The 13,901-nt window shown below is 50.1% G+C and carries 12 protein-coding genes; 8 read left to right on the forward strand and 4 right to left on the reverse strand.

Annotated features, from left to right (window positions below; all coding sequences use genetic code 11):
• Positions 1–46: 46 nt before the first annotated feature.
• From I2H39_RS20870 to I2H39_RS20905, 8 genes are all read left to right on the forward strand, one after another.
• Positions 47–1,027 carry an ABC transporter permease gene (locus tag I2H39_RS20870; protein ID WP_195627430.1) on the forward strand — a complete coding sequence of 327 codons (981 nt, stop codon included), beginning with the start codon at positions 47–49 and terminating at the stop codon, positions 1,025–1,027.
• Between the two features lie 13 nt (positions 1,028–1,040).
• On the forward strand, positions 1,041–2,321 hold the full coding sequence (locus I2H39_RS20875; protein WP_195627431.1) for a lactate racemase domain-containing protein: 1,281 nt from the start codon (positions 1,041–1,043) through the stop codon (positions 2,319–2,321).
• A 318-nt stretch (positions 2,322–2,639) separates the two neighbouring features.
• A complete protein-coding gene (locus I2H39_RS20880; RefSeq protein WP_138306535.1) occupies positions 2,640–3,377 on the forward strand; it encodes a 3'-5' exonuclease in 738 nt (245 codons plus the stop codon).
• Positions 3,378–3,560: 183 nt separating this feature from the next.
• Positions 3,561–5,126, forward strand: coding sequence for a VanW family protein (locus I2H39_RS20885; protein WP_195627432.1), 1,566 nt, complete (start codon positions 3,561–3,563; stop codon positions 5,124–5,126).
• On the forward strand, positions 5,126–5,719 hold the full coding sequence (locus I2H39_RS20890) for an AIR synthase (protein WP_195627433.1): 594 nt from the start codon (positions 5,126–5,128) through the stop codon (positions 5,717–5,719). Before I2H39_RS20885 ends, I2H39_RS20890 begins: the two co-directional genes overlap by 1 nt.
• 49 nt (positions 5,720–5,768) lie before the next feature.
• Positions 5,769–6,251: an Lrp/AsnC family transcriptional regulator gene (locus tag I2H39_RS20895; protein WP_138306538.1), complete on the forward strand. Its 483-nt coding sequence runs from the start codon at positions 5,769–5,771 to the stop codon at positions 6,249–6,251.
• Positions 6,248–7,420: an aminotransferase class I/II-fold pyridoxal phosphate-dependent enzyme gene (locus tag I2H39_RS20900; RefSeq protein WP_195627434.1), complete on the forward strand. Its 1,173-nt coding sequence runs from the start codon at positions 6,248–6,250 to the stop codon at positions 7,418–7,420. Before I2H39_RS20895 ends, I2H39_RS20900 begins: the two co-directional genes overlap by 4 nt.
• A 22-nt stretch (positions 7,421–7,442) precedes the next feature.
• The gene (locus tag I2H39_RS20905; protein WP_347563792.1) at positions 7,443–7,946 is read left to right on the forward strand and encodes a tRNA (cytidine(34)-2'-O)-methyltransferase; all 504 of its coding nucleotides are present in this window, start codon (positions 7,443–7,445) and stop codon (positions 7,944–7,946) included.
• Positions 7,947–8,106: 160 nt separating this feature from the next.
• Here the strand turns inward: I2H39_RS20905 and I2H39_RS20910 are convergent, their stop codons facing one another.
• The 4 genes from I2H39_RS20910 to I2H39_RS20925 are packed head-to-tail and all read right to left on the reverse strand — an operon-like array spanning position 8,107 to position 13,889.
• Positions 8,107–9,870 (reverse strand): hydantoinase B/oxoprolinase family protein, encoded by a 1,764-nt coding sequence (locus tag I2H39_RS20910; RefSeq protein WP_195627435.1) that lies wholly within the window; start codon positions 9,868–9,870, stop codon positions 8,107–8,109.
• A complete protein-coding gene (locus I2H39_RS20915) occupies positions 9,851–11,929 on the reverse strand; it encodes a hydantoinase/oxoprolinase family protein (RefSeq protein ID WP_195627436.1) in 2,079 nt (692 codons plus the stop codon). The genes I2H39_RS20910 and I2H39_RS20915 overlap by 20 nt, the downstream gene beginning before the upstream one ends.
• A gap of 50 nt (positions 11,930–11,979) precedes the next feature.
• A complete protein-coding gene (locus I2H39_RS20920) occupies positions 11,980–13,311 on the reverse strand; it encodes a TRAP transporter large permease (RefSeq protein ID WP_138306543.1) in 1,332 nt (443 codons plus the stop codon).
• Positions 13,311–13,889, reverse strand: a complete 579-nt coding sequence (locus tag I2H39_RS20925) for a TRAP transporter small permease (protein ID WP_138306544.1) — start codon at positions 13,887–13,889, stop codon at positions 13,311–13,313. The genes I2H39_RS20920 and I2H39_RS20925 overlap by 1 nt, the downstream gene beginning before the upstream one ends.
• Positions 13,890–13,901 lie beyond the last annotated feature (12 nt).

Consider the following 13,901-nt stretch of genomic DNA (forward strand, 5'->3'; position numbering starts at 1 on the left):
AGCATGCGGGACTCATTTTAAGTATAGAAAGGTAAGGTGAAAGAAAGTGGGAGAAGAAAAGAGCAGACAGGCATCCAATATACAGTTCATCAAGAAAAATGCAGGCAGTTCCCAGGTCATGGTTTATGTTATACTGGTGGTATTACTGCTGGCAGCCCAGATTCTGTCCCCGGGTTATCTAAAGCCCACGCATGTGGCAGGAATCCTGAGACTGGCGTCCTTTATGGGCATTGCTGCAATCGGACAGAACCTGACCATACTGACAGGCGGAATCGATTTATCCATTGCCAATACCATCACCTTTGCAAATGTGATTGCAGCCCAAATCATGATGGGGCGGGATGAAAACCTGCTCGCTGCGCTGCTGTCAGTGATTGCCATGGGCGTGGTGGTGGGATTTATCAACGGGGTGGGAATCCACTGGCTTAAGATACCGCCCTTTATCATGACGCTGGGCGTGGGTACGGTCATCCAGGGGGTATTCCTCATATACACAAAAGGTGCCCCAAAAGGAAATGCGTCCCCTCTTCTGAAGGCCATCTGCGGGCAGAGCTTCATAGGCATCCTGTCCGGTATAGTGGTCATATGGGCTGTCATGGCAGCCGTAACCATAGTGCTGCTGCGGAAAACGCCCTATGGAAGGAAGATATATTCCGTGGGTACCAATGAGCAGGCAGCCAGGTTTTCAGGAATCCATACCGGGCGGGTGACGTTTTCCGTGTACCTGATATCAGCCGTCATAGCGGCTGTCTCCGGTTTCTTTCTTGTGGGTTACACGGGAACCAGCTTCCTGGACGTGGGAACCAGTTATAACACAAAGACCATAGCGGCCGTTATCATCGGAGGAACAGCCATTACCGGAGGAAAGGGCGGATACATCGGCACCATAGCAGGCGCGGTCATTATGACCATACTGGATGATTTCCTGACCATTGTCAATATTCCGGAAGCAGGACGCCAGATTATGCAGGGCGTCATCATCGTACTGCTGGTACTTATATACAGCAGGGAAAAGCATAAGAAGTAGGGGGTGTTCATATATGCTGAAACACATAGCTGAATTCAGCGCACAGACAGAGTCGGGGGAGCTTACCCCCGAACAGGCGGAGGATGTGCTGGACCGTATGCTGGAAGGACTTCCAAAAGCCGGGCGGATTCTCCTGGTTCCGCCGGATATCACCCGCTGCTATTCCTATGGCGGCGTCATTACCTCCTATCTGTATCGCAGGCTCCGCGGGGAGGCCGATGTCCGCATCATGCCTGCCGTGGGAACCCACAGGGCCATGAGCCGGGAAGAACAGATACGGTTTTTCGGGGAGGATATACCGGAGGACGTTTTTTGTTACCACGACTGGAGGAAGGACGCGGTATATATCGGCACAGTGCCCGGCGATTACTGCAGCAGGGTGTCCGGAGGCAGGTACCGGCGGGATATCGGGGTGGAGGTAAACCACTGCGTGGTGGACGGCAGCTTTGACCTGATACTGTCCATTGGCCAGGTGGTGCCCCATGAGGTCATCGGCATGTCCAACTACACCAAGAACATACTGGTGGGCCTGGGAGGACGGCCCATGATTAACGGCACCCATATGCTGGGCGCGCTCTGCAATCTGGAAACCATCATGGGAAATACGGATACGCCGGTGAGGGCAATTTTTGATTATGGTGAAGAGCATTTCCTTGAGAATGTACCGTTGGCATATATTCTGACCGTTGCGTCGGAACAGGAGGGGAGGACCGCCCTTCACGGCCTCTTTACCGGTGCCTCCAGGCAGGTATATGAACATGCGGCGGCTTTGGCAGGAAGACGCTGTATCAGACAGGTGGAACGCCGGGCAAAAAAGGTGGTGGCTTATCTGGAGCCGGAAGAATTTTCCACCACCTGGGTGGGAAACAAGGCCATTTACCGCACCCGGATGATGATTGAGGACGGCGGTGAACTGCTGGTCATTGCACCGGGGATAAAGGGCTTTGGCGAGAACCCGGAGGTGGATGGGCTCATACGCCGTTACGGGTATAAGGGTACGCCTTATACCATGGAGCTGATGGAAAATGGAGCGTTCCCCGACTCCGCCATGGTGCCGGCCCATATGATACACAGCTCCTCAGAAGGCAGATTCCGGATTACCTATGCAGTGAATCCGGACAATGTGACCGGAGAGGAGATAGGGCAGGTTGGATATGGATTCATGGATGTGAAGGAGGCGCTTAAGCGGTATCCGGTTTCAGAGATGGAAGACGGATGGCAGACAATGGAGGATGGGGAAGAGGTTTATGTGGTGAAGGCGCCGGCTTTAGGGTTGTGGAGGGTTATGGCGTAAGGGGGTTCGTCCGCAAAGCGGGACAGGACAGGCAGCCGGGACAGGGACTGGTTACGGACAAGTCTCTGTCCCGGCTGCCTGTCCTGTCCCGCTTTGCGGGCTGTGTCCTCCGGCCATAAGGGGAGAAATTAATCTTATGTTGCTTTATTCTATTATTTCCAGTTCCATTTCCGCTGTAAGTGTAGTAGAATGGGTCATAAATATGAGGATTGATTTGAAATATGGTTTATTTGGCCTGCGGTGTTTACTCAGGTGGATGAAGATTTTCAGAAGCATGGAGATAGTTGGAAATACGATGACTTTTAGAAAGAGGAAGATATGACGAATTCATACATAGCCCTGGACCTGGAGACTACGGGGCTGGAGGCCAGGGTGGAGAAGATTACGGAGATTGCTGCTTTGAAGGTGGTGGAGGGCTGTGTGGAGGAACGGTTTGTTTCTCTGGTGAACCCAATGCGGCAGCTGGGTGAGAGGATTACTGAGCTGACCGGGATTACGGACCATATGGTGAAGGATGCACCTGTGATTGAGGATGTGATTGGGGATGTGGTGCGGTTTTGCGGGGATTTGCCTTTGCTGGGGCATAATATATTATTTGATTATGGTTTCCTGAAACGGGCTGCAGTGAACAGCGGGCTGGAGTTTGACCGGGAGGGGATAGATACCCTTGGTATCTGCCGGCTGTTTATGCCGGCTGCTTTGAAACGGAATCTGACCTGCGCCTGCTCCTTTTACGGGGTTTCACAGTCCGCGGCCCACCGGGCCCTGGCGGATGCGGAGGCGGCCCATGGGCTGTATCAGGCGATGATGGCCCGCCATGGCATGGAGCATCCGGAGGCTTTTGCGGCGAAACCCTTGATTTATAAGGCAAAAAGAGAGCAGCCGGCCACAAAAAGGCAAAAAGAATACTTGCACGATTTGTTAAAATGTCATAGAATAGACGTAACTGTGCAGATAGACGCCATGAACCGCAGCGAGGTGTCGCGGATGATTGACAATATTATCTCCCAGTACGGACGGATGACAAGAAGAATATCCGGGGAACAGGAAGACTAAAGAAGAGATTCTGAGGCATATTATTAAAAGAGGTGAATGTACAATGCTTAATATGAGAGATCCAAGGACCAAGAAAATCATTTCCACCATCATTGTTGTTGTATTAGTGTTGGCGATGATTGTGCCTATGGCCTTAAGCGCACTTATGTATTAATTGCATTACAGTTTGAAAGAGGAGAATTTATGAGAAATCGTATCGGAAATGCCGGCCTGACAGCGGCCATCAGTATGGCGCTGCTTGCGGCATTTCCAGTGATTGCCTGGGCGGCGCCTGTGCTGCCGGCCGGGATAACCGCAGGCAGCCAGAGCCTGGCCGGAATGACGGCCGAGGAGGCGAAGGCAGCGGTCCAGGAATATGTGGACGGCCTGGCGGCCCAGTCAGTGACCCTTAGTGTGGATGGACAGGATGTGGCTACCACGGCGGGGGAGCTGGGCTTTCACTGGATTAACACAGACGCAGTTGATGAGGCGGCCAGCCAGTATGCCGGCGGCAGCCTGATTAAACAGTACATGATTGAAAAAGAGTTGGCGGCAGCGCCCGTGGAGATTGAACTGGAGACAGAAGTGGATTCTGCGAAGGTAAAGGCTTTTGTGGATACCCAGTGCCAGGGAATCACGGCGGAGCCCCAGAATGCATCTATAACCAGAGAAAATGGACAGTTTGTCATTACAGACTCAGTACCCGGACGGGTGGTTGACGTGGCGGGGACAGAGGCAGCCCTTAACCAGGCGCTGGAGGGCGGACTGGACCAGCCCATAGAGGTAACGGCCCAGGTAACAGAGGAACAGCCGGCCATTACCAGCGATGCCCTGGCCACCATACAGGATGTGCTGGGCACCTATACAACTGATTTCAGCAGCAGCGGCGCAGCCCGCTCCACCAACCTGGCAGTAGGCGCGGCTAAGATTAACGGCCATGTGCTCATGCCAGGGGATGTCCTGTCCGGCTATGAATGCCTGCAGCCTTTTACCACAGCCAATGGGTATAAGACAGCGGCGGCTTATGAGAACGGCCAGGTCGTGGACAGCATCGGCGGGGGCGTGTGCCAGCTGGCTACCACACTGTATAACGCTTCCCTGGAAGCAGAGGTGGAGATTGTCCAGAGACAGAACCACTCCATGATTGTCACGTATGTGAAACCATCCAGGGACGCGGCCATTGCAGGCACATACAAGGATATTAAGATAAAGAACAATTACAGCACCCCTATTTACGTGGAAGGGTATACCTCCGGCAGGAAGCTTACCTTCACCATATACGGCAAGGAGACCAGACCCGCTAACCGGAAGGTGGAATACGTGTCTGAAACCCTGGGAAGCACCAGTCCGGGCGAGCCCCAGCTCATTGTGGACAATGCCCTGGCTCCGGGAGCAAGGGTCAAGGTCCAGTCCTCCCATACAGGACTCCGGTCCAGATTATGGAAGGTAGTGACCGTGGACGGCGTGGAGCAGGAGAGGACCCTGCTGAACAAGGACACCTACAATGCATCCAAGGCCATTTACCGGGTAGGCCCCGACCTGCCGGTAGCATTGCCCATTGTGCCGGATGTGACGGCGCCTGTGGATACGGCTCCGGCGGAGACAGCACCGGTAACCGGTGTGGATGGAGGCCCGGGTGTGACGCAGCCGGATCCTGAACCGGCTCCGGCTCCCCAAGCAAGTCCGGCTCCGGCAGCGGACCCTGCACCGGCGGCAAACCCTGCGCCGGCTGACGGCGGACCCACGGTCACTCCTGTGGAGGGACCGTAATGCGGACGGCCGGACAGGGACCAGGCGGATTCGAAAAGCGCGGCGGCTTCATGATGCCGGGGCAGGATTTGGTGATGGCTGGTTATACCGGATTTGCAGGGACCGTAAAGATAGGGGAAGAAAAGCGGGATATTCTGACGGCGCGCTTTTCACCTGTGTTCTTAAGGTGCCTGGAAGAAGCGGAGCCATACTCCGTGGAACAATGGATAAAAGGTGGGCAGAAGGAGGAGCCCTGCTCCTTCACTGCTTACGAGTATGCAGGAGAGGGCGGCGTATTAGCTGCCCTTTGGAATTTATCAGGGATATTTAACGCGGGAATCGATGTGGACCTCAGGTGTATGCCCATGCGGCAGGTCACGGTGGAGGTGTGCGAGCTGTTTGAACTGAATCCCTACCGGCTGTACAGCGGAAACTGTGCCATTCTGGCTGCGGACAGAGGCGGACAGCTGGTGAGAAGGCTCAAGGCAGAGGGGATTCCTGCAGACGTCATCGGAAGTGTGGCGGAGGGAAATGTAAGACAGATACGCCATGGCCAGGAGGGAGCTGGATTTCTGGAACGGCCCCAGCCCGATGAACTGGCAAAGATACTATAAAACAGGTTAAGAAGCCATGCAGACATGGAAGGATGGAGGATGATATATCATGAGAGAAAAGATACTTGCGGTTATTGAGAAAAACAGCAGAATTGACCTTAAGGACCTGGCCGTACTGTTGGGAGAGAGCGAAATAGCGGTGGCCAACGAGATAGCGGAGATGGAGAAGGAGCACATTATCTGCGGATACCACACACTGATTAACTGGGATAATACCAGCGAGGAAAAGGTAGTGGCTTTAATCGAGGTAAAGGTGACGCCTCAGAGGGGCATGGGCTTTGACAAGATAGCGGAGCGCATTTACCAGTACAGCGAGGTGGATTCCGTGTACCTTATGAGCGGCGCCTACGACTTCACCGTGTTAATCGAAGGCAGGACCATGCGCCAGATTGCCCAGTTCGTATCCGACAAGCTGGGTCCCATGGAATCTGTTTTGAGCACTGCAACCCATTTCGTATTGAAAAAATACAAAGACCACGGCACCATTATCAGTGAACAGGTGCAGGATGAAAGGATGCTGATTACCCCATGAGAAACCCATTATCCGATAAAATTGTAAAGATACCGCCGTCCGGTATCCGTAAATTCTTTGATATTGTAAGCGAGATGAAGGACGCCATCTCCCTGGGCGTGGGCGAGCCTGATTTTGAGACGCCCTGGCACATCCGCGAGGAGGGCATTTATTCCCTGGAAAAGGGCCGTACCTTCTACACCTCCAATGCCGGCTTAAAGCCTTTAAAGGTGGAGATATGCGAATATTTAAAGCGCAGATGCGGGGTTACATATGACCCGGACCAGGAGATACTGGTGACGGTAGGCGGAAGCGAGGCCATTGACATTGCCATGCGCGCCATGTTAAATGAAGGGGATGAGGTATTGATTCCCCAGCCCAGCTATGTGTCCTATATGCCGTGTGTCACCCTGGCGGACGGCGTGCCTGTGACCATTGAGCTGGAGGAAAAGGACCATTTCAAGCTGACCCCGGAAAAGCTTTTGGAGAAGATTACAGACAGGACCAAGATTCTCGTTCTCCCCTTCCCCAACAACCCCACGGGTGCTATCATGGAAAAAGAGGAACTGGAAGAAATTGCAAAAATAGTCCTGGAAAAGGACTTGTTCGTGATATCCGATGAAATTTATTCCGAACTGACATACAACGGGAAACGCCATGTGACCATTGCCTCCTTCCCGGGCATGAAGGAACGGACCGTGCTCATCAATGGCTTCTCCAAGGCCTATGCCATGACGGGCTGGCGTCTGGGATATGCCGCTGCTCCCCATATTATCCTGGAGCAGATGCTTAAGATTCACCAGTACGCAATCATGTGCGCTCCTACCACCAGCCAGTATGCTGCTGTCTCCGCCATGAAGAACGGGGACCCGGATGTGTCCATGATGCGGGAATCCTACAATCAGCGCAGGCGTTTCCTTCTCCATGCCTATGAGGAGATGGGGCTTACCTGTTTTGAGCCAATGGGAGCATTTTATACCTTCCCCAATATCAGCCGTTTTGGCATGACTTCAGAAGAATTCGCCACCCGGTTCCTGGAAGAGGAAAAGGTAGCCGTGGTGCCGGGCACTGCATTTGGTGACTGCGGAGAGGGATTTGTCAGGGTTTCCTACGCCTACTCCCTGGATAACCTGAAAGAGGCCCTGGGGCGCATGGCAAGGTTTGTAAAGAGACTGGACGGCAGGGAATAGCGGAAAGAGGCAGCATACCATGATGAATATTGTACTTTTAGAACCGGAGATGCCCTCCAATACCGGCAATATCGGCCGCACCTGCGTGGCCACCAAGACCAGGCTCCATCTCATCGAGCCCCTGGGTTTTAAGCTCAACGAAAAGGCGTTAAAGAGGGCCGGACTGGACTACTGGGACAAGCTGGACGTGACTGTGTACAGCGATTACGGGGACTTCCTGGAGCGCAATCCCCAGGCCCGGGGCAGCATGTATTTTGCCACCACCAAAGCCCACAGGGTGTATTCCGACGTGTCCTACGGTCCGGACTGTTATCTCATGTTCGGCAAGGAAAGCGCCGGCATCCCGGAGGAGATACTGGTGGACAATGAGGACCGCTGCATCCGGATTCCCATGTGGGGCGATATACGCTCCCTGAATCTGTCCAATTCAGCAGCCATTGTGCTGTATGAGGCGTTGAGACAGAATGGGTTTGAGAAGCTGGAGCTGAACGGCCGTCTTCACCATCTGCACTGGAAGGATGAATAGGCATCGATGGTTATTAGATTAGTGATAATACAAGAGTACCCCTGGAGCGGATGAGAATTCGCTGCTCCAAGGGTACTTTTTAGATTTGTTTGGGAAGTGCTGCTGTTCCAGGCACAAGACATATGGTCATATCTTTTAATAACAAGAAGATATATGCTGATTAACTCTCTTTTTCATAGACATGCTCAGCACGAATTTTATCTGTTAAAGCTTCATCAATAGAGTAATGCCGGTCCTTTTTCCGGATTACTACCCCATAACAATCCCTTGCGCGTTCAATTGAAATCAGTTCTTCACGCACATCTTTCAGGACTTTCTGAGGGTCGCGCGTGAAGGGATCTCCCCAACCGCCTGCGCCGGGAGTTATGATGGTCACGATTGTATCCGTATCCACAGGAAGCGTCATTTTTGAGTAAGCCAATTCTCTGACAACCTTATCAGGAGTCTGAAGAATGCAGTGTGATGTACCTCCTCCCATTCCGCCATAGACGCCCCAAGGATGCTTCGCCATACGGTCCGTACTTAAGGTGAGAGTGGTTTTGGTGCTTAGAACCTGTATACATCTGCGCATTCCAAGCCCGCCACGGAAACGTCCGGCACCGTCCGTGTCCGGCTCGAGAGAGTTGGAACGGACCATAAGAGGATAGGTCATCTCAATGACTTCGGCAGGTGCATTGCGCGTGTTAGTCATATGTGTCTGCACTGCATCCATTCCATCCAGTGTCTTCATTGCGCCCTGACCTCCGGCATATGTCTCAATGTAGTTATAGAGGTTGCCACGGCTATCCGTGCCTCCAATATTAAAGAGGCTGGTGACGCCATTGGATGCTGCGGCCGAACGCTCGGGAGCCGCTTTATAGAGAGCGCCCATTAGGACATCCACAACTTTTGGTGCAGTTATGATGGTTGAATTTGCAATCGCTGCTGGGGCCTTACAGTTTATTACGCTGCCATAGGGGGCTTTCACTGTAATCGGACGATATGTACCAATATTGGGTGGCAGACCTGGGTCCACTAAAACTTTGACTACATAATAACATGCAGACCTGGTGCAAGCAATATTACTATTGAATGAATCATCCACCTGTGGGTCAGTTCCTTCAAAATCAAAAAGGATTCCGTTATTGTCAATGATGGTTTTGACCTTAATTTTTACAAGGGGTGGGGTACGTTCCGTACCTTCAATGTAATCTTCATAGGTATATATACCGTGAGGTAAAGCTTTCAAACCTTCGCGCATACGCTTTTCGGAATAATCAAATTGCGCTTCAATATAGTTCTGTAGACTTGCCACCCCATATTGTCCGCACATTTCCTTCAGCCGCTTGGCCCCCACGTTATTGCAAGCCATCTGAGCATGAAGATCTCCCCGTACTTCCGTACTTGTACGCACATTTTGCACAATGAATGAGAGAAGTTCCTCATCTACAATCCCCTTTTTAACAATTTTAAGAGGTGGAATCTGTAAGCCTTCCTGATATATTTCTCTAAGGCCTGACGCCATGCTGCCGGGAGCATATCCGCCAAGGTCAGAATGATGGGCCATGTTGGCTGCTATGAATTCTATTGTTCCATTGACGAATACAGGAGTTAATAATAAGATATCGTTTAAGTGGCCTGGACCTACAGGATAAGGTACGTTAAATATTATATGGTCTCCCTCGTCTAAATCATCAAGGGACATCTGTTGGAATACATAGTCCAAAGCTGAGGGCATTATGCCAAGGTGTATCGGACAGCCCAGCTCTGTCTGTGAGATAACCTCAAGATTCTTTGTATATATAGCGCAAGAACAGTCTCGGCGGTCCTTGATATTAGTAGAATAGGCGGTACGAATCAATGCCAGGTTCATTTCATCGGTTATTGAATACAGCGCATTCATGATAACCTGCAGGGTAATCATATCAACATTTTTGCGGTTCATTTGTGTACTCCTTCCGTTGTTCAATGATTAAATTACGGTATTTATCTACGATGGCATCATAGCCTTCAAAAAGGACTGTGGTGGAATCTGCCTGCTCTACAATGGCCGGGGAGAAAATTTTGTTGCCATGGCGCAATTTCCGGCGGTCATATATATTTATTTCTTTATATGTACCATCCATATATACCCGTCGCATTCCTTTTATAGCAGCACTACAGTCCTCGCCTACATAAGGTTCTTCTGCAAGTTTAGGTTTACTAAGCAAACCGATGGCAGTTAAACGGATATTGACAATCTCCACAAATTCATCTTCCATTGCATAGCCATATTTATCCTTGTGAGTATTGCTGTAATCACGACAAATTGTGCGCAGGTCCTCAGCGGAGTACTGGTCGATATTAGGTATAGACAATTCCAGTTCATAGCCCTGTCCCTTATAGCGCAGGTCAGCGGAGCGATGGAATATGATATCATTTTCATGAACATGTTCTTCCACAAGTTGCATAAGCGCCCCTTGTTCCATTTGGGCATATTCTTTACTGAGTGCGGCAGAGTCCAGATTCCACAGATTATGAAGAAAGGTCTTTGAATAATCATGACGGAAGTCTGCCATTAGAAGACCCAGCGCGCAGTTAACACCAGGTGCTTCAGGCACAATTAGTTTCTGTATATTCATCTGTTTTGCCAGAGCTACTGCATGGACAGGGCCTGCACCTCCGAAGCAAACTAACGCAAACTTTCGGGCGTCATGGCCTCGTTCAACAGACACCATGCGGATTCCACGCACCATGGTGGCGTTTACGACCTTGAGGATTCCTTCAGCAGCCTCCTCAACGGTTAAATCCATTGGTTTTGCAATATGTTCATAGATTGCTTTTTTTGCGCCCTCTATATCCAGTCCCATATCACCGTTGGCAAAGAATTCGGGGTTTAGATAACCAAGCACTGCGTTGGCGTCGCTTACAGTCGGCCTTGTACCACCGCGCATATAGCAGACAGGTCCAGGGTCTGCACCGGCGCTCTCAGGGCCAACCTGCAGCGCACCGCCTGCGTCAACCCATGCTATGCTGCCGCCGCCAGCTCCCAGAGTCTTAATATCAATCATTGGAACCTTTATGATATGACCATCTATATCGCTTTCCACAGTATAAGAGGGTTTGCCGCCGCTGGCAAGGGAAACATCAAAGCTGGTGCCTCCCATGTCTACCGTGATGATATCTTCAATGTCAATCATCTTTGCTGTTACGAGACCACCAAGCAAACCGGCCGCCGGACCGGAAAGAACTGTCTGGACGCTTTTTTTGCTGGCTTCCTGGCTGGTAGCTACGCCGCCGTTGGATTGCATGATATGTAAATCTGACTGAATGCCCATTTTTTTGATTTCTTTTTGTATTTTTCCAAGATATTGTTCAATTATGGGCATTACATAAGCATTGATGACTGTAGTGCTGCTTCTCTCATACTCCTTATACTCAGGAAGGGTTTCGCAGGAAAGACAGACGCGTAGTTCGGGAGCAGTTTCTTTCAATATATCCCGAATACGGAGTTCATGGGAAGGATTCGCATAAGAATGGAGTAAACAGACTGCCACAATTCCAATGCCCTCATCCACCAGGATTTTAGCTATTTTGCGAACTTCATCCTCATCAAGGGGGACCTGTACCTCGCCGGTATAGAGCATACGCTCATCTACTTCGAAACGATACTCCCGCGCAATAAAGGAATCAGGGCGACGTGAAAAGTAATCATATAATTTTGGGCGGGACTGCCTTGCAATATGCAGAACATCACGGAATCCCTTTGTGGTAATAAGCGCAGTTGGTACACCCTTGCGCTCGATTAGTGCATTTGTGGCGACCGTTGTTCCATGTATAAGAAAGTCTACCTGACTCAGGTCCACATCATACATATCAACAATCTTATTAATCCCATTGATAACGGCCTTATTAGGTGCTTGCGGTACAGACGGGGTTTTGGTGAGGTTGATGGTGCCTTTCGCCTCATCAATCACCACCACATCTGTAAATGTACCGCCTACGTCAATGCCAAGTCTTACCATGTTTACCTTTACTCCTTTCAAATTAATATTAGTTGGAATTTTATTTTATGTTACATTGTGCCGGGCAGCCAGGTGGCAAGCTCCGGGAACAGGTAAAGAACGAAGACATATATTAACATTATAAAGAAATATGGCAAAGAGCCTCTTATTACCTGACCAAGGGTAAAACCATCCGGACTTTCAGGATTGGGATAGTTCTGAGCGATTCCGTGAATTACAAACAGATTCATGCCGATTGGAGGCGTTAGGCAGGCCACCTGAGCCATAACTACAAAAAATACTGCAAACCACAGCGGGTCAAACCCAAATGCAATAATAGCCGGGTAGAGAACGGGCATTGTCAGATAGAGCATGCAGGCAGACTCCATCAAACATCCAAGTACCAGATAAATCCCAATACAGATTAGGAAAAACCCAAATTTCGTGAGGTTTAGTGAAAGCAACCATTCGGTAACGGAGCGGTTGATACCAGTATTGACCAGAAGATAATTGTATACCTGGGCGCTGACAATGATGAGCATCAGAACAGCTGTGGTTTTACCTGCACTAATCATAGAATCACGCAGCATTTTCCATGAAAAAGAACGATTGATAATTGCAAAGAAACAGGCCACAGCCGTTCCCACGGCTGCTACCTCCGTCGGAGTGGCAATACCACCGTAGAGACAGCCAAATATGGTAACCATCAGCAGAATCATAGGCAGGATGTCGGGAATTGCCCGCAGTTTCTCTTTGCCGGTAGCTGCTTCAGGCGCAGGGGTTAGCCCTTTTTTTATAGTGCACCGGATACCAATGTAGAAAATGAATATTAAGGCAAGAAGAAAGCCGGGCACTACACCTGCCATAAACAGTTTGGTTACGGAGCCATTTGTCAGTGTACCGTAGATAATGAGGGGTATACTGGGAGGGATGAGAAGACCAAGGGTGCCGCCGGATGCAAGAGAACCAAAAAGCATTTCTGAGTTATACCTGCGCTTTGTCATTTCCGGTATCGATACCGACCCGATTGCCGCAGCTGTAGCTATTGCAGATCCGCTTATAGCAGCAAAAAATGCGGTGGCAGCGATATTAGACTGCAGAAGTCCTCCTGGCAGTTTTCCAATGAGTTTGGCCAGGCCGCGGTAAAATTTTGCGCTGATGTCAGCGCGAAGTACAATCTCGCCCATGAGTACAAAGAGGGGGATTGCCGTCATCGTATAGCTGATTGAGTTGTTCCAGACAATGGAACCAATAGCTGTCATGGCTGCTGCAGAGGTAGGTTTACCAAAGATAAGAAGTCCGATAACACCTGCCGTACCAAGAGCGAAAGCTACCCACTCACCGATGAAGAAAAGAGCGAATAATATGACCATAGTGAGGATAAATGTTACTGCCCAAGACATTATTTTTTATCCTCCTTTACTATGCTTAATTGCTCGATTATCTCTTTTTCTGTTGCAGACTTCTCTTCCTTCAGCAAAATCTTGCCGGTCGTTTTCAAAAAGTCCCGTCCGGTGAGAACGGTCAGACACAGGAAAAGAATTAAACTCCCAAGAGGTATAAACAGTTGCGGAATCCACAGCGGTGTCTTAATGAAGCTTACAGAACGTGCACTGTTGACAAGAGATTTGTACATATAGTCAAAGGTGTACTTGAATAGAATTACGGTATAACACAGCACTACCAAATCAATGAAAATATCCAGGAAACATCTGAGTTTCAGAGGGAATCTGTTATATAGGATATCGATACGGACGATTGCGCCCTCCTGAAGGGCATAGGCTGAAGCAAGGAAAAAGCCGCCTGCCATAAGATAGCCGGAAATCTCATCCGAAACCATGGTAGAGCTGTTGAAAAATGTACGAAGCACCACTTCTGTGAATACCAGCAGAAACATCAGTACCAGCATGAATCCGCCGATATAGGCGCCGGCGTATGTTATTTTACGAACAAGCTTTTCATAGGAGTACCAAAGTTGCATTTTAAAATCACT

The sequence above is a fragment of the Clostridium sp. 1001283B150225_161107_B6 genome, assembly GCF_015556325.1.
In the GTDB taxonomy this organism is placed as follows: Bacteria; Bacillota; Clostridia; order Lachnospirales; family Lachnospiraceae; genus Enterocloster.